This is a genomic window from Geodermatophilus sp. SMS 5-13 (assembly GCF_059428245.1).
In genome coordinates, this window is the sequence record NZ_CP165729.1 from 2,675,258 (window position 1) to 2,693,510 (window position 18,253).

At 75.3% G+C, this 18,253-nt stretch carries 19 protein-coding genes; 15 read left to right on the forward strand and 4 right to left on the reverse strand.

Annotation, left to right across the window (positions count from 1 at the left end):
• Positions 1–46: 46 nt before the first annotated feature.
• The 4 genes from infC to AB3388_RS13055 all read left to right on the forward strand — a co-directional run bounded on the left by infC (position 47) and on the right by AB3388_RS13055 (position 2,197).
• Positions 47–622, forward strand: a complete 576-nt coding sequence (infC, locus tag AB3388_RS13040) for a translation initiation factor IF-3 (RefSeq protein ID WP_495411458.1) — start codon at positions 47–49, stop codon at positions 620–622.
• 104 nt (positions 623–726) lie between these two features.
• Positions 727–921 carry a 50S ribosomal protein L35 gene (gene rpmI / locus AB3388_RS13045; RefSeq protein ID WP_495411197.1) on the forward strand — a complete coding sequence of 65 codons (195 nt, stop codon included), beginning with the start codon at positions 727–729 and terminating at the stop codon, positions 919–921.
• 32 nt (positions 922–953) lie between these two features.
• A complete protein-coding gene (rplT, locus tag AB3388_RS13050; RefSeq protein WP_495411198.1) occupies positions 954–1,337 on the forward strand; it encodes a 50S ribosomal protein L20 in 384 nt (127 codons plus the stop codon).
• Positions 1,338–1,390: 53 nt separating this feature from the next.
• Positions 1,391–2,197 (forward strand): TrmH family RNA methyltransferase, encoded by an 807-nt coding sequence (locus AB3388_RS13055; RefSeq protein ID WP_495411199.1) that lies wholly within the window; start codon positions 1,391–1,393, stop codon positions 2,195–2,197.
• Between the two features lie 24 nt (positions 2,198–2,221).
• On the opposite strand, the gene AB3388_RS13060 is transcribed toward AB3388_RS13055, so the two are convergent.
• A complete protein-coding gene (locus tag AB3388_RS13060; protein WP_495411200.1) occupies positions 2,222–3,148 on the reverse strand; it encodes an AurF N-oxygenase family protein in 927 nt (308 codons plus the stop codon).
• A 67-nt stretch (positions 3,149–3,215) separates the two neighbouring features.
• Between AB3388_RS13060 and AB3388_RS13065 the strand changes: the two genes are divergently transcribed.
• Together AB3388_RS13065 and AB3388_RS13070 are read left to right on the forward strand one after the other, a co-directional pair.
• Positions 3,216–3,887 carry a TetR/AcrR family transcriptional regulator gene (locus AB3388_RS13065; protein WP_495411201.1) on the forward strand — a complete coding sequence of 224 codons (672 nt, stop codon included), beginning with the start codon at positions 3,216–3,218 and terminating at the stop codon, positions 3,885–3,887.
• Positions 3,884–4,189 carry a DUF4873 domain-containing protein gene (locus AB3388_RS13070; RefSeq protein WP_495411202.1) on the forward strand — a complete coding sequence of 102 codons (306 nt, stop codon included), beginning with the start codon at positions 3,884–3,886 and terminating at the stop codon, positions 4,187–4,189. Before AB3388_RS13065 ends, AB3388_RS13070 begins: the two co-directional genes overlap by 4 nt.
• Positions 4,190–4,203: 14 nt before the next feature.
• On the opposite strand, the gene AB3388_RS13075 is transcribed toward AB3388_RS13070, so the two are convergent.
• Both AB3388_RS13075 and AB3388_RS13080 read right to left on the reverse strand, forming a co-directional pair.
• A complete protein-coding gene (locus tag AB3388_RS13075) occupies positions 4,204–4,962 on the reverse strand; it encodes an MBL fold metallo-hydrolase (protein ID WP_495411203.1) in 759 nt (252 codons plus the stop codon).
• A gap of 58 nt (positions 4,963–5,020) precedes the next feature.
• On the reverse strand, positions 5,021–6,877 hold the full coding sequence (locus tag AB3388_RS13080) for an EAL domain-containing protein (protein WP_495411204.1): 1,857 nt from the start codon (positions 6,875–6,877) through the stop codon (positions 5,021–5,023).
• Between the two features lie 311 nt (positions 6,878–7,188).
• Between AB3388_RS13080 and pheS the strand changes: the two genes are divergently transcribed.
• Genes pheS through AB3388_RS13095 form a run of 3 tightly spaced genes read left to right on the forward strand, consistent with a single transcriptional unit; the run spans position 7,189 to position 11,511 of the window.
• A complete protein-coding gene (pheS, locus tag AB3388_RS13085; RefSeq protein ID WP_495411205.1) occupies positions 7,189–8,256 on the forward strand; it encodes a phenylalanine--tRNA ligase subunit alpha in 1,068 nt (355 codons plus the stop codon).
• Positions 8,253–10,715 (forward strand): phenylalanine--tRNA ligase subunit beta, encoded by a 2,463-nt coding sequence (gene pheT, locus AB3388_RS13090; protein ID WP_495411206.1) that lies wholly within the window; start codon positions 8,253–8,255, stop codon positions 10,713–10,715. The genes pheS and pheT overlap by 4 nt, the downstream gene beginning before the upstream one ends.
• A complete protein-coding gene (locus AB3388_RS13095) occupies positions 10,708–11,511 on the forward strand; it encodes an SDR family oxidoreductase (RefSeq protein ID WP_495411207.1) in 804 nt (267 codons plus the stop codon). Before pheT ends, AB3388_RS13095 begins: the two co-directional genes overlap by 8 nt.
• Here AB3388_RS13095 and AB3388_RS13100 read toward each other — a convergent pair.
• Positions 11,478–12,275, reverse strand: coding sequence for a helix-turn-helix domain-containing protein (locus AB3388_RS13100; RefSeq protein ID WP_495411208.1), 798 nt, complete (start codon positions 12,273–12,275; stop codon positions 11,478–11,480). The two genes, AB3388_RS13095 and AB3388_RS13100, sit on opposite strands and share 34 nt — an antisense overlap.
• Before the next feature lie 126 nt (positions 12,276–12,401).
• Between AB3388_RS13100 and AB3388_RS13105 the strand changes: the two genes are divergently transcribed.
• From AB3388_RS13105 to argF, 6 genes are all read left to right on the forward strand, one after another.
• Positions 12,402–12,764 carry a nuclear transport factor 2 family protein gene (locus AB3388_RS13105; RefSeq protein ID WP_495411209.1) on the forward strand — a complete coding sequence of 121 codons (363 nt, stop codon included), beginning with the start codon at positions 12,402–12,404 and terminating at the stop codon, positions 12,762–12,764.
• 163 nt (positions 12,765–12,927) lie between these two features.
• Complete coding sequence (gene argC / locus AB3388_RS13110; protein ID WP_495411210.1) at positions 12,928–13,965, forward strand: N-acetyl-gamma-glutamyl-phosphate reductase; 1,038 nt, start codon at positions 12,928–12,930, stop codon at positions 13,963–13,965.
• Entirely contained in the window at positions 13,962–15,113 is a 1,152-nt protein-coding gene (gene argJ / locus AB3388_RS13115; protein ID WP_495411211.1) for a bifunctional glutamate N-acetyltransferase/amino-acid acetyltransferase ArgJ, read from the forward strand. The genes argC and argJ overlap by 4 nt, the downstream gene beginning before the upstream one ends.
• Positions 15,110–16,093, forward strand: a complete 984-nt coding sequence (argB, locus tag AB3388_RS13120) for an acetylglutamate kinase (RefSeq protein ID WP_495411212.1) — start codon at positions 15,110–15,112, stop codon at positions 16,091–16,093. Before argJ ends, argB begins: the two co-directional genes overlap by 4 nt.
• Entirely contained in the window at positions 16,090–17,277 is a 1,188-nt protein-coding gene (locus AB3388_RS13125) for an acetylornithine transaminase (RefSeq protein WP_495411213.1), read from the forward strand. The genes argB and AB3388_RS13125 overlap by 4 nt, the downstream gene beginning before the upstream one ends.
• Positions 17,274–18,218, forward strand: coding sequence for an ornithine carbamoyltransferase (gene argF, locus AB3388_RS13130; protein WP_495411214.1), 945 nt, complete (start codon positions 17,274–17,276; stop codon positions 18,216–18,218). The genes AB3388_RS13125 and argF overlap by 4 nt, the downstream gene beginning before the upstream one ends.
• The last annotated feature ends 35 nt before the right edge of the window (positions 18,219–18,253 follow it).

The window sequence follows — 18,253 nt, forward strand, 5'->3', positions numbered from 1 at the left end:
CTCCTCACCATGCAGCAGCAGAGGAGAGGCCATCACCGAGCCCCGCATCAACGACCGTATCCGCGTCCCCGAGGTCCGCCTGGTCGGACCGGAGGGTGAGCAGGTCGGCATCGTGCCGATCGGCGAGGCGCTGCGCCTGGCCCAGGACTCCGAGCTCGACCTCGTCGAGGTCGCGCCCATGGCCCGGCCGCCCGTCGTCAAGCTCATGGACTACGGGAAGTTCAAGTACGAGTCCGCCCAGAAGGCCCGCGAGGCCCGGCGGAACCAGGCGCTCACCGTCATCAAGGAGATGCGGCTGCGCCTGAAGATCGACCCGCACGACTACGAGACCAAGAAGGGCCACGTCGAGCGCTTCCTCAAGAGCGGCGACAAGGTCAAGATCACCGTGATGTTCCGCGGTCGTGAGCAGTCGCGGCCCGAGATGGGCTACCGGCTGCTGCAGCGGCTGGCCGCCGACGTCGCCGAGCTCGGCGTCGTCGAGTCCAACCCGAAGCAGGACGGCCGCAACATGGTCATGGTGATCGCCCCGCACCGCAACGCCCAGGCGCAGGCCCAGCAGGGCGGCCGCCGGCAGGGGAAGGGCGAGCAGGCCGCGGGCCAGGAGCAGGCGCCCAGCGCCTGACGGCCCCGGCCGCGCACCGAACCACCGCAGCACCGAGGTGGTGCCGTGCGGCAGCTGCACGCTGCCGCGAGGTGCCGACAGACGACGAACAGGACACAGAGGACATGCCGAAGCAGAAGACCCACAAGGGCACGGTCAAGCGCGTGCGCGTCACCGGCACGGGCAAGCTCATGCGCGAGCAGGCCAACAACCAGCACAAGTTCGAGCACAAGTCCTCGACCCGCAAGCGCCGGCTGGACTCCGACCAGGTGGTGTCGCCCGCCGACGCCAAGAACCTGAAGAAGCTGCTGGGCATCTGACCGCCCTCCCGTAACGAGAAGAAGGAGCTCACGTGGCACGCGTGAAGCGGGCGGTCAACGCCCAGAAGAAGCGCCGGACGACCCTCGAGGCCGCCAGCGGCTACCGCGGTCAGCGGTCCCGGCTCTACCGCAAGGCCAAGGAGCAGGTGCTCCACTCGGCCACCTATGCCTACCGCGACCGCAAGGTCCGCAAGGGCGACTTCCGCAAGCTGTGGATCACCCGGATCAACGCCGCGGCCCGCCAGAACGACATGACCTACAACCGGTTCATGCAGGGCCTGAAGCTGGCCGGCATCGAGCTCGACCGCCGCGTGCTCGCCGAGCTCGCGGTCAACGAGCCCGCGACGTTCGCCGCGCTGGTCGAGACCGCCCGCGCCGCCGTCGCCGCCGCGCCGGCCGGCGGTCAGGCCGCCTGATCGGTCCGTTCGCGCACGAAGGTCCCTCTCCGGAGCCTCGGAGGGGGACCTTCGTGCGCACGGGGGACCCGTCGATGGAGCAGCTGACCGAGCGCTCGGCGCGCATCGTCGCCGCGCGCAAGCTCACCCGCCGCGCGGGCCGCGATGCCGCCGGGGCGTTCCTGGCCGAGGGCCGCCAGGCGGTGCGCGAGGCGCTGGCCGATCCGTCGTCCGTGCGGGAGGTCCTCGCCACGCCCGCCGCCGCCGCGGCGTCGGCCGACCTGCTGGACGGCTCGCCGGTGCCGCTCCGCCTGATGACGGAGAAGGCGGCGGCGAGCCTGTCGGAGACGGTCACCCCGCAGGGCCTGGTCGCCGTCTGCGCGCTGCGCGACGTCCCCGCCGAGCGGGTGGTCGCCGCGCCGCCCCGGCTGGCGGTCGCGCTCGCCGAGCTCAATGACCCGGGCAACGCCGGCACGGTGCTGCGGACGGCGGACGCCTGCGGCGCGGGCGCCGTCGTGTTCGGCGCCGGCTCGACCGACCCCTACGGCGGCAAGGCGGTGCGGGCCAGTGCGGGCAGCCTGTTCCACGTCGACGTCGTCCGCTCGACGCCGCTGGAGCCGCTGCTCGGCCGGCTGCGGGACGCCGGTGTGACCGTGCTGGCCGCCGACGGCGGGGGCGAGGTGTCCCTCGGCGAGCTGGGCGACCGGCTGGCGGGGCCGGTGCTGTGGCTGTTCGGCAACGAGGCCCGCGGGGTGCCGGCCGCTCTGGCGGCCGCCGCCGATGCGCGGGTGCGGATCCCGATGCGCGGGCGGGCGGAGAGCCTCAACCTGGCCGCCGCCGCCGCGATCTTCCTCTACGCCACCCAGCTCGCCCAGGTCTGAGGGACTTTCGGCGCCGAAAGTCCCTCAGACCACGCGCGCACGCTTCCAGAGCAGCTCGGACGGGCCGCCGATCAGGCCGACCTCGCGCAGGAACGACACCAGCCCGGCCGCGGCCGCCCGCAGCTTCGCGGCGTAGTGCTCGTTGGCCCGCGCCGCCGCCCGCGCCTCCCGCGGGTCGAGCCCGGCGGCGGCGTAGACGCCCGGCTGGACCAGGTTGTCGACGGCGATCGCGGCCACCGACGCGACCAGCGTCCGGTGCTTGCGGCGCTGCCAGCCCGACAGCCCCGGCGTCCGCCGCGCGATCTCCTCGCGGGCGAAGCGCATGTGCCGCGCCTCCTCGACCACGTGGATCTGGCTGGTGGCGCGGGTGAGCGGCTGCACCCGCTCGTCCTTCATGAGGTCGCGCTGGAAGATGTCCAGGATCTCCTCGACCACCAGGATCGCCGCGTACGCGGCCGGCCCGTCGGCCCGGGCCGCGAAGGCCCTGCCGAGCGCCAGGATCGCCGGCGGCGGCTGGTAGGACGGCGCGCCGAACGTCTGCGCCGTCCGGGCGAACATGACCGAGTGCCGGCACTCGTCGGCGATCTCGGTCAGCGCCCACTGCACGTGCGGCTGCGCCGGGTCGTCGCCGTAGATGTCGCGCAGCACGAGCTGCATGAGCAGGTGCTCGAACCAGATGCCGACGCCCGAGATCGAGCAGTACTCGTGGACGGTCAGCGTGACCCGCTGCTCCTCGGAGAGCCGGTCCCACAGCGGCGTCCCGTACAGCGTCGACCACTCCGGTGACAGCCCGTAGCGGTCGGCGGGGATCGGCGCGTCCCAGTCGATGTCGACGGCCGGGTCGTAGGACTTCCTGGCCGCTGAGCTCAGCAGGCGGGCGGAGATCTCCTGCCGGTCGACGGGGCGTTTCGCCGTCCGATGGGTACCGGGCTGCGACAGGGTGGCGGTCATCGGCAGCACTCCTCGGGGGGATGACGACGGAAAGCTGTAACGAAAGGTAGCTGTTACCGTGGAACACATGCAAACCGTGGCCGACCGGGGCGTTCCGGTCCGCCGGGAGGCCGCCGCGCCGGACGGGCGCCGCGCGCGGTGGACCGAGCACCGGCGGGCCCGCCGGGAGGAGCTGGTCGGCGCGGCCGTCGAGGCGGTGCGCCGGGCGGGTCCGGACTTCGCCGTCGACGACGTCGCCCGGGAGGCGCGGGTGTCCAAGACGGTCATCTACCGGTACTTCAGCGACAAGGACGAGCTGATCGACGCCGTCCTGGAGCGCATCTCCACTGCGGTGCTGCTCCCGCGGCTGCTGGGCGAGCTGGCGGTCGAGCGGGCCGACGACCGCGACCGGCTGCGGGCGGTCATCGCCGCGTTCGTCGCGCTCATCGAGGACGAGCCGGCGCTCTACCGCTTCGCCTACGCCCACGCCGGGCGCACCGGCCGCCGTGACCTCGTCGCGGCCACCGAGCGGGAGATCGCCGAGGCGCTCGGGGTGCTGATGAGCCAGCGGCTGACCGAGGCGGGTCGCGCCCCGGCCCCCGCGATGACCTGGGCCTACGGCGTCGTCGGCATGGTCCAGCTGACCGCGCACTGGTGGTCGGGCACGCGTCCGGTGCCGGCCCACGACCTGGTCGACCAGCTCACCGACCTCGCCCACGGCGGCCTCGGTGCGCTGCTGCCCCCGCGGAGGAGTGCATGAGCGACGAGGGCTTCGAGGGCTTCGAGGGCTTCGAGGGCGAGGTGACCGTGGCGGTCGAGGGGGAGCCGCCGCGGACGGCCCGCGCCGTGCTCGCCGCGCGCTTCGACCCGCTGGCCGGGCGGCTGGTGTGGAGCGGCCGCGTCGCGGCCGGGTGTCCGCCGCGGACGGTGCTGGTGCTCACCACGCCGCACGGCAGCGCGCGGGCCGAGGCCACCGAGGGCGACGTGTGGGGCAACACCCGGGTGGTCGGCGTCGACCGGCCGCCGTTCCCGGTCGAGCTGCTGGACACCGTGCCCGACTGACCGTCCGGCACCGTTCATCCGGAGGACTGCCGGGCCAGTTCCAGGTTCGACCGGTGGGGGCCGGCGAGCCAGTCCTGGTCGAGCCGTGCGTCGACCGGTTCCTCGCCTCGCCGCAGCGCGTCGATGTAGGCGCGGTCGGCGGCGAGGCGGGCCGCCACCTCGGGCCCCTCGGCGACCGCGCCGTGGCCGGGGACCACGACGTCGACGTGCCGGGCGGCCGCACCCAGCCGGTCGAGTGCCGTCCCGTAGGCGCCCACCTGATCGGGACGGCGAGGGTCGAGGAGCGGGATCAGGACGTCGGAGAGCATGTCGGCGGCGAGCAGGACGCCGCGGTCGGCGAGGAGGACCGCGGCGTGGCCGATGGCGTGCGCCTGGTGCTCGACGAGCTCGCCCGGTATCGGGCCGCCGTCGGAGGGCAGCGGGGTGACCAGCCCGATCATCTCGAGCGGGATGCCCGTCGCGCTCTCCGCCGCCATCGCCTGCGCCCGCTCCCGCACTCCGGGGGCGGCGTGGGCGGCGTCGGGCATGGCGTAGCGCGGCACGTCGCCGAAGCGGGCATGCCAGAGCAGGTGGTCCCAGTGGAGGTGCGTGGAGAACCCGGCGGCCACCGGAAGGCCGAGCCGGTCCACGTCGTCGGCGAGCTCGTCGAGCTCGGAACCATGGATGCCGGGATCGACCAGGATCACACCGCCGTCCCCGCGCACCACGGTGGTGTTGCTCCAGACCCACTCGCTCTGCCGGACCCAGACGCCGTCGGCCACCTCGTTCAGCATCGGCCCACCATGTCAGGCGGGTCCGACAGGAATCCGGCGTCCGTGTGGCCGGCCGGGCTCAGGCCGGCGTGCGCTCGTGCCGGTTGAGCGAGGCGGCCCGCAGCAGGTCGGCGAAGTCCGGGCCGTCGGCCGGGTACACCCCGACGCCGGCCCGCGCCCCGACGGGGAGGTCGGCGCCGCGCAGCCGGACCGGCCGGCGCACCAGCTCGAGCAGCTCGCCGGCGATGCGCCGCGCCTGCACCGCGGCGGTCCCCGGATCCAGCTCGCGCAGCGCCACCACGAACTCGTGCCCCCCGAGCCGGGCCAGCAGATCGCCCCGGCGCAGCGCGCCGCGCAGCCGTCCGGCGGCCGTGCGCAGCAGCTCCTCGCCGGCGTCGTGGCCCCACATGCCCGTGGCCGACAGCACGCCGTCCACGTCGATCAGCAGCAGCGCCAGCCCGTCGTCGCCCGCGCGGGCCGACCACAGCGCCGTCTCCACCTGCTCGGCGAGCTGCTCGCGGCCGGGGAGGCCGGTCACCGGGTCGCAGCCGGCCAGCTCCTCGATGCGGGTGAGGTAGCCGCGGCTGCGGACGCGCTCGGCCCGCAGCTCCCGCTCGGCGGCCAGCGCCCGCTCCAGCAGCGGGTCGCGGCCGGACCGGACGGCGGCGGGCGCGCGGGTCGGCAGCGTCCCCGGGGCGGCGGGGGCGACCCGGGAGAGCAGCGCGGTCGCCGCCCGGACGACGGTGTCGCGCTCGTAGGTGACCGCGTACTCGAAGGTGCGCTCCAGGTCCGGGCCGTCGTCGCCCAGGTCGCGGGCGAGCAGCGCCGCCGAGAAGTGCGGGGCGAGGACGACGACGTCCCACTCGCCGCGCACCGGGTCGCCGGGCCGCAGGTCGGCGCCGCGGACGCCGGGCAGCGGCTCGACCGGCAGGTCCTGGCCCAGCGCGCAGACGAACGCGGCGCGCCCGACCAGGTCGGCGTAGCGCCGCGCGGTGGCGGGCGTGACGTGCCGGGCCTCCTGGAAGGCGGCGGCGACGACGCAGGTGTCGCCGAGCCGCATCGCCTCGCGCTCCAGCTGCTTGGACAGCTCGATCAGCAGGGCCTTCGGCGCCCGGCGCAGTGGAACGGTGCCGGGCAGGCAGGCGAAGGGGGAGCGGTCGACGTCCTCGGGCGCGGCCGACGGCCGGGCCAGCGTGCCGGCCGGGCGGCCGGTCACCGCGCCGGGGCCGGGACGGCCGAACAGCCAGCCCTGGCCGAGCGTCGCGCCCAGCGCGCGGGCCATGGCCAGGTGCTCGTCGGTCTCGATCCCCTCGGCGAGCACCGCCGCGCCGGAGCGCTCGGCGTAGGCGTTGACCGCGTTCATGATCTCGGCGATCGCGGGCCCGGGCTGCTCCTGGACCAGGCGCAGGTCGAGCTTGACGACGTCGGGCCGCAGCAGCGGCAGGAACGCCAGCGACATCGGCTCGGCGCCGACGTCGTCCACCGCCACGCCCCAGCCGGCGCCGCGCACCCGCTCGACGGTCCGCAGCAGCTCGGCCGGCCGCGCGGCCAGCGCCCGCTCGGTGATCTCCAGGACGACCCGCAGCTCGCCCGGGGCGGCCTCGGCGATCGCCAGCAGCTCGGCCAGCGGCGCGGTGTCGAGCACCTCCGGCTCGACGTTGACGAAGACGGTCAGCGGCGCGAGCAGCGCGGCCTCGACGGCGCCGCGGAACGCGGCCGTGCGGCAGGCGTCGTCGAGCTCCGCGAGCAGGCCGGCGGCGCGGGCGGCGGCGAAGAGTGCGTCCGGGCGCTCGAGGGAGCCGACCGGCCCGCGGGCCAGGGCCTCGTAGGCGACCACCCGGCCGGTGTCGAGTTCGACGATGGGCTGGAAGACGCTGCGCACCCCGCCCGGGGCCAGGGCGTCGTCCAGGGTGCTCTCCGCGGTGTGCTGCTCCACCTGGGGACCATCGTCGCCGCCGGCGCGGCCCCTCAGCCGATCCCGGGGCGGCTGACCCGAACGGGTGGCCGCACAGGGTGATGAGCGCGACGAGCCGGGCTCCGACGGACCAGGTTCTGCGGTGTTGTGCGTGCCCTTGCGGTGATGCGGTGCCGCCAAGCGAGCGCCGAGAGCAGCGCCAGCAGCACCGCCACGCCGTCCTCCTCGTCCGGCGCACCCGCGGCGGCCCTCACCCCGTTCCAGCACCGGCCGCCGACGCGGCCGGAAACCCGGCGGCGGGCGGGGGAGGGCGCCGGGCAGAATGGCCTCCCGTGTCCGGCGCCAACGATCCCTACGACCCCAAGCAGGTCGCGGCCCTCTCGCCCGAGGCCCTCGACGCCGCGGTGCAGGCGGCGCTCGAGGCGTTCAAGGACGCCGACGGCCTCGAGCAGCTCGCCGCCGTGCGCCCCGCGCACCTCGGCGACCGCGCGCCGGTGCTGCTGGCCCGCCGCGAGCTCGGCGCGCTGCCGCCGGCCGCCCGCGCCGACGCCGGCAAGCGGGTCAACGCCGCCCGCGTCGCCGTCACGGCGGCGTACGAGGGACGGCTGTCCGAGCTCGAGGCCGAGCGCGACGCCCGGGTGCTCGCCGAGGAGCGGGTCGACGTCACGCTGCCGTGGGACCGGCGGCCGCGCGGTGCCCGCCACCCGCTGACCACGCTCACCGACCGGATCGCCGACGTCTTCGTCGGCATGGGCTACGAGGTCGCCGACGGCCCCGAGCTCGAGGCCGAGTGGCTGAACTTCGACGCGCTCAACATCGGCCGCGACCACCCCGCCCGCTCGATGATGGACACCTTCTTCGTCGCGCCCGAGGACTCCGGCCTGGTGCTGCGCACGCACACCAGCCCGGTGCAGGCGCGCACCATGCTCGAGCGGCGGCCGCCCATCTACATCGTGGCGCCCGGCCGGGTGTACCGCACCGACGAGCTCGACGCGACGCACACCCCGGTGTTCCACCAGGTCGAGGGGCTGGCGATCGACCGCGGGCTGACCATGGCGCACCTGCGCGGCACCCTGGACCACCTGGCCCGGGCGCTGTTCGGGGCGGACGCGGTCACCCGCTGGCGGCCCTCGTACTTCCCGTTCACCGAGCCGTCGGCGGAGTTCGACGTCTGGTTCCCCGAGCACCGCGACGGCCCGCGCTGGGTCGAGTGGGGCGGCTGCGGGATGGTCAACCCGCGGGTGCTCGTCGCCTGCGGCATCGATCCGGAGGAGTACACGGGCTTCGCCTTCGGCATGGGCATCGAGCGGGCCCTGCAGTTCCGCTCGGGCGTGGGCGACATGCGCGACATCGTCGAGGGCGACATCCGGTTCACGAGGGCATTCGGAGTTGAGCAGTGAGGGTTCCGATCGGCTGGCTGGCCGAGTACGTCGACATCCCCGCGGGGACGACGGTCGAGGAGCTCGACACCGCCTTCGTCCGGCTCGGCCTCGAGGTCGAGGAGATCCACCGCCCCGAGCCGGTCACCGGCCCGCTCGTCGTCGGCCGGGTGCTGGAGATCGAGGAGCTCACCGAGTTCAAGAAGCCGATCCGGTACTGCCGGGTCGACGTGGGTGAGGAGGAGCCGCGGGGGATCGTCTGCGGCGCGCGGAACTTCGCCGCCGGCGACGCCGTGGTGGTCGCGCTGCCCGGCGCGGTGCTGCCCGGCGGGTTCGAGATCGCCTCGCGCAAGACCTACGACCGGATCTCCGACGGGATGATCGCCTCGGCCCGGGAGCTGGGCATCGGCGACGACCACACCGGCATCCTCGTGCTCGGCGACGACGCGCCCGCCCCGGGCACGCCGGCCGCTCCGCTGGTCGGGCTGGACGACGTCGTCATCGAGCTGGCGATCACCCCCGACCGCGGCTACTGCCTGGCGATGCGCGGCCTGGCCCGCGAGATGGGCACCGGCCTGGCGGTCGGCTGGCGCGACCCGGGCGCGGTGACCCCGCCGGCCTGGTCGGGGGAGCCCGCCTGGCAGGTCACCGTCGCCGACCCCGACCGCTGCGACCGGTTCTCGATGATCGCGCTGGAGGGCCTCGACCCCACCGCGCCGAGCCCGTGGTGGATGCGCCGGCGGCTGGCCCAGTCCGGCGTCCGCAGCATCTCGCTGGCCGTCGACGTCACCAACTACGTGATGCTCGAGCTCGGCCAGCCGATGCACGCCTTCGACCGGGACGCCGTCCGCGGGCCGATCACCGTCCGGCTGGCCCGCGAGGGCGAGAAGCTGACCACCCTGGACGGCGTCGCGCGGGTGCTGTCGGCCGACGACCTGCTGATCACCGACGACAGCGGGCCGATCGGGCTGGCCGCGGTCATGGGCGGCGCCTCCACCGAGATCGGTGACGGGACGACCAGCGTGCTGCTCGAGGCCGCGCACTGGGAGCCCACCGGGGTCGCGCGCACCGCCCGCCGGCACCGGCTGCCCAGCGAGGCGGCCAAGCGTTTCGAGCGCGGCGTCGACCCCGAGATGACGACGGCGGCGCTGGCCCGCGCCGCCGCGCTGCTCGCCGAGTACGGCGGCGCCCGCGTGGTCGGCACGCCGGTCGACGTCGACACCCGCGCGCCGCGGCGGCCGATCCGGCTGGACCCGCTGCGCCCGGCCCGGATCGCCGGCGTCCCCTACGACGCCCGGCAGGTGGTGGAGCTGCTCGACGCCGTCGGGTGCGTGATCACCGCGGACGGCGAGCTGCTCGACGTCGTCCCGCCGTCCTGGCGGCCCGACCTCACCGACCCGGCCGACCTCGTGGAGGAGGTCGTCCGGCTGGCCGGCTACGACGAGGTGCCCTCGGTGCTGCCGACCGCGCCGCCCGGGCGCGGGCTGACCGAGACCCAGCGCCGCCGGCGCAGCGTCGGCCGCACGCTCGCCGAGGCCGGGTACGTCGAGGCGCCGGCCTACCCGTTCATCGCCCCGGGGGTGCTCGACACCCTCGGCCTGCCCGGCGACGACCCGCGCCGGGAGCTGGTGCTGGTCCGCAACCCGCTGTCGGAGGAGGAGCCGGCGCTGCGCACCACGCTGCTGCCCGGCCTGCTGGCCACGCTGGCCCGCAACCTCGCCCGCGGCCAGCGCGACGTCGCCCTGTTCGAGCACGGCCGGGTGTTCCTGGGCGGGGTCCGCACGCCGGCGCCGGTGCCCGGCGTCGACCGCCGTCCGGACGACGAGACGCTGGCCGCGCTGCTCGGCGCGGTGCCGCCGCAGCCCTGGCACGTGGCCGTGGCGCTGACCGGCAACCGCGAGCCGCGGGGCTGGTGGGGGCCGGGCCGCCCGGCGAGCTGGGCCGACGCGGTGGAGGCGGCGCGGATCGTCGCCGCCGCCGCGGGCGTCGAGCTGACGGTCCGGGCGGGTGAGTACGCGCCCTGGCACCCCGGCCGCTGCGCCGAGCTGCTCGTCGGCGACCGCGTGGTCGGGCACGCCGGCGAGCTGCACCCGCGGGTGTGCGCCGCCCTCGACCTGCCCGCGCGCACATCGGTCATGGAGCTCGACGTCGACGCGCTGCCGCCTGCGGCCGTGCCGGTCGGCCCGCGCATCTCGGCGTTCCCCCCGGTGCTGCTCGACCTGGCGCTGGTGGTCGGCGACGACGTGCCGGCCGCCGACGTGGAGGCCGCGCTGCGGGACGGCGCCGGCGAGCTGCTGGAGGGGCTGCGGCTCTTCGACGTCTACACCGGCGCGCCGGTGCCGCCCGGCCGGCGGTCGCTGGCCTACGCGCTCACGCTGCGCGCGCCGGACCGGACGCTGACCAGCGAGGAGGCGACCGCGGTCCGCGACGCCGCGCTGGCCGCCGCGGCCGAGCGGACCGGGGCGGAACTGCGTGGCTGAGCAGGTCGCGCTGATCACCGGCGCGTCCACCGGCATCGGACGGCACCTCGCCGAGGGGCTGGCCGCGCGCGGGATGGCCGTGGCCGGGCTGGCCCGAGGCGCCGACCGGCTGGCCGCGGCGATGGACGACGTCGCCGCGGGCACCGGGGCGCGCACCCTCGCCGTCGCCGCCGACGTCACCGACCGCGCGTCGGTGGAGGACGCCGTCGCGCGGGTGCACGCCGCGTTCGGCCGGGTCGACCTGCTGGTCAACAACGCCGGCCTGATGGACGCCGCGGAGGTGCCGGTCTGGCAGGCCGACCCCGACGAGTGGTGGGCAGTGGTCGAGAGCCACGTGCGCGGGGCGCAGGCGCTCGTGCACGCCGTGGTCCCGGCGATGGTCGAGCGGGGGCACGGCCGGGTGGTGAACCTCGGCAGCGGCATGGGGATCCGCGCCTACGGCGACTACTCCGCCTACTCGGTGGCCAAGAGCGGCCTCATGCGGCTCACCGAGGCGCTCGCCGAGTCCGCTGCGGGCACCGGCGTCACCGCCTTCGACGTCGCTCCCGGCGTCGTCCGGACGGGCATGTCCACGTCGATGGCCATGCACGCCGGCCGGACCGACTGGACCCCGCCGGACCGGGTCGTCGCCGTCGTCGCCGCGATCGCCGCGGGGGAGCTCGACCAGTGGTCGGGCCGGCTGATCTCGGCCATGGTCGACGACCTCGCCGAGCTGCGGCACACCACGCCGGAGGGCACCGTGCGCCGGCTGGGGCTGCGGGCCTACCGCGACGGGGATCCGTTCGCCGACCGCTGAGGGACCCGGCCCAGGGCCTCGGCGGTGCGCTCGTCGGCGGGCAGGAACGCCTCGATGCTCACCTCGGCGGCGGTGAGGTCGACCGCCGTCCCGAACGTCGTGACGGTGCTGAGGAACGCCAGGTCGTCGTCCCCGGCGCGGATCCGCAGCGGCACCGCGATCCCGTCCGGCGGGCGCGGGTCGGTGCCGCCGGGCAGCAGCGCCAGCTCGCGGTGCAGGTCGGCGAGGCCCGGGTCGCCGGAGAGCCGCGCCTCCCGGGCCAGCCGGTGCAGGACGTGCGCCCGCCACTGGGCGAGGTTGCGGATCCGCGGCGCCATGCCCTCCGGGTGCAGCGACAGGCGGAGCACGTTGACCGACGGCTCCAGCAGCCGCGGGGCGACGCCGTCGGTGAGCAGGGCGATGCCGCGGTTGGCGGCGACCAGGTGCCAGCCGCGGTCGATCACCACGGCCGGGAACGGCTCGTAGGCGGCCAGCACCAGGTCCAGCGCCGAGCGGACGGCGGCCATGTCCGGCGCGTCCAGCCCGCGGCGGGCGTAGACCGGCGCGAACCCGGCCGCCACCAGCAGCTCGTTGCGCGCCCGCAGCGGCACCTCCAGCGAGTCGGCGAGGTGCAGCACCATCTCGCGGCTCGGCCGCGCCCGGCCGGTCTCGACGAAGCTCAGGTGCCGGGCCGAGACGCCGGCCTCGTTGGAGAGGTCGAGCTGGGAGAGGCGGCGCCGCTGCCGCCAGGTGCGCAGCAGCGAGCCGACCGGCGGTGCCGTCATGCCGCCGAACGTAGGGGCCGGCCGGGCGGACGTCGCTTACCTCGCAGGTAATCGACCCGCTTCCCTGGACGCGGCACGGTCGGTGCACCGCCCCACCGGAGGGGAACCGACCGAGAGGACACCGTCATGAGCCACCACCCCGCCCTGGCGCAGCGCTACATCGCCGCCTGGAACGAGACCGACCCCGAGGCCCGGCGCCGCGCCGTCGCCGAGCTGTGGACCGACGACGCCCGCTACGTCGACCCGCTCGTCGCCGCCGAGGGCCGGGACCAGATCGCCGCGACGATCGGCGCCGTCCAGGGGCAGTTCCCCGGCTTCGTGTTCCGGCTGACCGGACCGGTCGACGGCCACCACGACCAGCTCCGCTTCTCCTGGGAGCTCGGGCCGGCCGGCGAGCCGGCGCCGATCGCGGGCTCCGACGTCGCGGTCACCGACGGGAACGGCCGGCTGCGCACCGTCCTCGGCTTCCTCGACCGCGTGCCGAGCTGACCTCGACCGTTATCCCCAACACCGCCGCCGCTCTGCGGCGACGATCAGGTCACCTGATCCGCAGGGTCCTCCCTCACGGCGCACCATGAGGGAGGACCCGTTGCGGTGAGCGAGGACCCCTCCGGTGGTGGAACATCATGCATGACTGTGTATGGTCATGCACATGAGCGGGCAGACGTGGACGGTCGGGGTCACCGGCGCCACCGGCTACGCGGGGGGAGAGGTGTGCCGGCTGCTGGCCGGGCACCCGAACCTCCGCCTGGCCGGGGTGCACGCCAACTCGAGCGCCGGCCGACGCCTCGGCGAGCTGCAGCCGCACCTGCTGCCCTTCGCCGACCTCGAGGTGCGGCCCAGCGCCGCCGAGGACCTGGCCGGCTACGACGTCGTCGTCCTGGCCCTGCCGCACGGGGAGTCCGCGGCGATCGCCGCGCAGCTCCCGGACGACGTCCTGGTCATCGACTGCGGCGCCGACCACCGGCTGGGCGACCCCGCGGCGTGGGCGCGCTGGTACGGCGGCGAGCACGCCGGCACCTGGCCGTACGGGCTGCCCGAGCTGCCCGGCCAGCGGGCCAAGCTGACCGGCGCGCGGCGGATCGCCGTCCCTGGCTGCTACCCGACGTCGGTGACCCTCGCGCTGGCCCCGGCCCTGGCCGCCGGGCTGGTCGAGCCGGACGTCGTCGTGGTCGCCGCGAGCGGCACCAGCGGGGCGGGCAAGTCGGCCAAGCCGCACCTGCTCGGCAGCGAGGTCATGGGCTCGGTGAGCGCCTACGGCGTCGGCGGGGTGCACCGGCACACGCCGGAGATGATGCAGAACCTCTCGCAGGCGGCCGGCGCCCCGGTCAGCGTCAGCTTCACCCCGACGCTGGTGCCGATGAGCCGCGGCATCCTGGCCACCTGCTCGGCGCCGCTGACGCCCGGCACGGACGCCGAGGCCGCCCGCGCCGCCTACGCCAAGGCCTACGCCGACGAGCCGTTCGTGCACCTGCTGCCCGAGGGCCAGTGGCCGACGACGGCGCAGGTGCTCGGCGCCAACACCGTCGCGCTGCAGGTCGCGGTCGACCCGGACGCCGGCCGGCTGGTCGTCGTGGCCGCGGTCGACAACCTGACCAAGGGCACCGGGGGAGCGGCGATCCAGTGCGCCAACCTCGCCCTGGGCCTGCCGGAGACGACCGGCCTGCCGCTGGTGGGGGTCGCGCCGTGAGCGTCACCGCACCGGCCGGGTTCCGGGCGGCGGGCGTCGCCGCCGGGCTCAAGTCGAGTGGCGACCCCGACGTCGCCCTGGTCGTCAACGACGGCCCGGACGACACCGCGGCCGCCGTGTTCACCACCAACCGCTTCCCGGCCGCGCCGGTGCAGTGGAGCCGGCAGGTGCTGCGGTCCGGCCGGCTGAAGGCCGTCGTCCTCAACTCCGGCGGCGCCAACGCCTGCACCGGCCCCGGGGGCTTCCAGGACACCCACGCCACCGCCGAGCACGTCGCCGCCGAGCTGGGCCTCGGCGCGATCGACGTCGCGGTGGCGAGCACCGGGCTGATCGGCGTCCGGCTGCCGATGGACAGGCTCCTGGCCGGGGTCACGAAGGCCGCGACGGGCCTGTCGGCAGAGGGCGGCCCCGACGCGGCCCGGGCGATCATGACCACGGACACGGTGCCGAAGACGACGGTGCAGCGCCGCGACGGCTGGACCGTCGGCGGCATGGCCAAGGGCGCCGGCATGCTCGCGCCGAGCCTGGCCACGATGCTCGTCGTCCTCACCACCGACGCGGTGGCCGGCCCCGGGGTCCTGCAGACGGCGCTGAAGCAGGCCACCGGCGTGAGCGTGGAGCGGGTCGACTCCGACGGCTGCCTGTCGACCAACGACACGGTCATCGCGATGGCCAACGGCGCCAGCGGGGTGAGGCCGTCCGCACACGAGCTCACCGAGGCGCTCACCGCGGCGGCCACCGACCTGGCCATGCAGCTGCTCGCCGACGCCGAGGGCTCGACCAAGGACATCGCGATCACCGTCCGCAACGCGGCCACCGAGAAGGACGCGCTCACCGCCGGCCGGGCCTGCGCCCGCAACAACCTGCTCAAGACGGCGCTGTTCGGCAACGACCCGAACTGGGGCCGGGTGCTGGCCGCCATCGGCACCACCGACGCCGCGTTCGAGGCCGACCGGGTCGACGTGTCCATCAACGGCGTGACGGTCTGCCGCGGCGGCGCGATCGGCGACCCGCGCGAGGGCGTCGACCTCACCGGCCGGGCGATCGACATCGACATCGACCTGAAGGCAGGTACGGAGTCGGCGACCATCTGGACCAACGACCTGTCGATCGCCTACGTCCACGAGAACTCGGCCTATTCCACATGAACCAGGACCCCACGCCTCCCGACGTCGCCGTCGACGAGGTGCCCCCCGCGAAGAAGCGCATCGGCACCACCCGGGTGATGCGCAAGCACGACCCCGAGGGCGACGCGCGCAAGGTCGCCGTCCTCACCGGCGCGCTGCCGTGGCTCAAGGACTTCCACGACAACGTCGTCGTCGTGAAGTACGGCGGGCACGCCATGGTCGACGAGGAGTGCCGCCGCGCCTTCGCCGAGGACATGGTCTTCCTGCGCACCTGCGGCATCCACCCGGTCGTCGTGCACGGCGGCGGCCCGCAGATCACCGAGATGCTCACCCGGCTCGGCATCGAGAGCGAGTTCCGCGGCGGGCTGCGGGTCACCACGCCGGAGACGATCGACGTCGTCCGGATGGTGCTCACCGGGCAGGTCGGGCCCGACATCGTCGGGCTGATCAACCAGCACGGCTCCCTGGCGGTGCACCTGTCCGGCGAGGACGGCGGGCTGTTCACCGCTCAGCGGACGGCGGCGATCGTCGACGGCACGCCGGTCGACGTCGGCCTGGTCGGGGACGTCGTCGCGGTCGACCCGACGCCGATCACCGCGCTGCTGGAGGCCGGGCACATCCCGGTCGTGGCCAGCGTCGCGCCGGACAAGGACGGCGTCGTGCACAACGTCAACGCCGACACCGCCGCGGCCGCGGTCGCCGTCGCGCTGCGGGCGGTGAAGCTCGTCGTCCTCACCGACGTCGAGGGCCTCTACGCCGACTGGCCCGACCGCGACTCGCTGGTCCAGCAGGTCGACTCGGCCGAGCTCGCCGAGATCCTGCCGTCCCTGGACGCCGGGATGATCCCCAAGATGGCCGCCTGCCTGCGGGCGGTGGAGGGCGGCGTGCGCCGCGCGACCGTCGTCGACGGCCGGATGCCGCACGCCCTCCTGCTCGAGATGTTCACGACCGAGGGCACGGGAACCATGGTGGTCCCGGCCGGAAAGGGGCCGGCACGGTGACGACGACACAGGAGCTGGCCGCCCGCTGGTCCTCCGTGATGATGAGCAACTACAAGACCCCGCCGGTCGCGCTCGCCCGCGGCGCCGGCGCCACGGTCTGGGACCTCGACGGCCGCGAGTACACCGACCTGCTCGGCGGCATCGCGACGACGATCCTCGGCCACGCCCACCCCAGGGTCGTCGAGGCGATCACGAGGCAGGCCGCCACCCTCGGGCACGTCTCCAACCTCGCGATGCACGAGCCCGGCGTGCTGCTCGCCGAGCGCCTGCTCGACCTCGCCGGCCGCCCCGGCCGGGTCTTCTTCTGCAACTCCGGCGCCGAGGCCAACGAGGCCGCCTTCAAGATCAGCCGGCTCACCGGCAGAACCGAGGTCATCACCGCCGAGGGCGCCTTCCACGGCCGCACCATGGGCGCGCTCGCGCTGACCGGGCAGCCGTCGAAGGCCGCGGCCTTCGCCCCGCTGCCCGGCGGGGTGTCGTACGTGCCCTACGGCGACGCCGACGCGCTCGTCGCGGCGGTCTCGGAGCGGACGGCGATGGTGCTGCTCGAGCCGATGCTCGGCGAGGGCGGCGTCCTCCCGTCCCCGGCCGGCTACCTGGGCGCCGCGGCCTCGGCCGCGAAGGCCTCGGGCGCGCTGTTCGCCGTCGACGAGGTGCAGACCGGCACCGGCCGCACCGGCCACTGGTTCGCCCACCAGGCCGACGGGCTGCAGCCGGACCTGATCACGCTGGCCAAGGCGCTCGGGGGCGGGCTGCCGATCGGCGCGACGCTCGCGTTCGGCGAGGCGGCCGAGCTGCTGCAGGCCGGCTCGCACGGCTCGACGTTCGGCGGCAACCCGATCGCGGCCGCGGCCGCCCTGGCGGTGCTGGACACGATCCGCGACGAGGGGCTGCTGGAGCGCGCCAAGGAGCTCGAGCACCGGTTCACCGCCGGCATCGAGGGGCTCGGCCACGCCGGGGTCAGCGGTGTCCGCGGTCGCGGGGCCCTGCTCGGCGTCGTCCTCACCGCGGATGTCGCCGGCGCCCTGGAGACCGAGCTGCGTGCGGCCGGGTTCCTCACCAACGCCGTCGCCCCCGGCGTCCTGCGGCTGGCCCCGCCCCTCGTCCTCACCGACGCGCAGGTCGACGCGTTCGTCGCCGCCCTGCCCGCCGCCCTCGACAAGGCCCTGGAGACCGCGCAGTGATCCGCCACTTCACCAAGGACGACGACCTCACCCCCGCGGAGCAGGCCGAGGTCCTCGCGCTGGCCGCCGAGCTCAAGCGCACGCGGCACACCGCCGGGGCGCCGACCCCGCTGGCCGCGCCGAACGGGGTACCCCGCGCGGTCGCGGTGCTGTTCGACAAGCCCTCCACCCGCACGCGGGTGTCGTTCTCGATCGGCGTCGCCGAGCTGGGCGGCTACCCGCTGGTCATCGACGCCGGCAGCAGCCAGCTGGGCCGCGGCGAGCCGGTCGAGGACACCACGCGCGTGCTGGACCGGCAGGTGGCCGCGATCGTGTGGCGGACCTTCGGGCAGGACCGGCTGGAGACCATGGCGTCGGTCAGCCGGGTGCCGGTGGTCAACGCGCTCACCGACCTCTACCACCCGTGCCAGATCCTGGCCGACCTGCAGACGGTCATCGAGCGGCGCGGGTCCCTGGCCGGCCGTTCGCTGACCTACCTCGGGGACGGCGCCAACAACATGGCGCACTCCTACCTGCTCGGCGGCGCCACGGCCGGCATGCACGTGCGGATCGGCTCGCCGGAGGAGTACCAGCCCGACCCCGCCGTCCTGAAGCGCGCCGCGGAGATCGCGGCCGAGACCGGCGGATCGGTGCAGTGGACCGCCGACGCGGCCGCGGCCGTCGACGGCGCCGACGTCCTGGCCACCGACACCTGGGTGTCGATGGGCCAGGAGGAGGAGTACGACGCCCGCATCGCGCCGTTCCTGCCCTACGCGCTGGACGAGGCGGCGCTGGGCCGGGCCGCGGACGACGCGGTCGTGCTGCACTGCCTGCCGGCCTACCGCGGCAAGGAGGTCGCCGCCGAGGTGATCGACGGGCCGCAGAGCGCGGTGTGGGACGAGGCCGAGAACCGGCTGCACGCCCAGAAAGCTGTTCTCATCTGGCTCCTCGAAAGGGCATGAGCGGTATGCAGTTCCGTTTCGTCTGCTCCGCAGGC

Excerpts from the sequence above, each read along its gene's own strand:
- rpmI (WP_495411197.1), top strand. The coding sequence starts at position 727 with ATGCCGAAGCAGAAGACCCACAAGGGCACGGTCAAGCGCGTGCGCGTC.
- AB3388_RS13060 (WP_495411200.1), bottom strand. The coding sequence starts at position 3,148 with ATGACCGCCACCCTGTCGCAGCCCGGTACCCATCGGACGGCGAAACGC.
- AB3388_RS13065 (WP_495411201.1), top strand. The coding sequence starts at position 3,216 with ATGCAAACCGTGGCCGACCGGGGCGTTCCGGTCCGCCGGGAGGCCGCC.
- AB3388_RS13070 (WP_495411202.1), top strand. The coding sequence starts at position 3,884 with ATGAGCGACGAGGGCTTCGAGGGCTTCGAGGGCTTCGAGGGCGAGGTG.
- AB3388_RS13075 (WP_495411203.1), bottom strand. The coding sequence starts at position 4,962 with ATGCTGAACGAGGTGGCCGACGGCGTCTGGGTCCGGCAGAGCGAGTGG.
- AB3388_RS13100 (WP_495411208.1), bottom strand. The coding sequence starts at position 12,275 with ATGACGGCACCGCCGGTCGGCTCGCTGCTGCGCACCTGGCGGCAGCGG.
- AB3388_RS13105 (WP_495411209.1), top strand. The coding sequence starts at position 12,402 with ATGAGCCACCACCCCGCCCTGGCGCAGCGCTACATCGCCGCCTGGAAC.
- argC (WP_495411210.1), top strand. The coding sequence starts at position 12,928 with ATGAGCGGGCAGACGTGGACGGTCGGGGTCACCGGCGCCACCGGCTAC.
- argB (WP_495411212.1), top strand. The coding sequence starts at position 15,110 with ATGAACCAGGACCCCACGCCTCCCGACGTCGCCGTCGACGAGGTGCCC.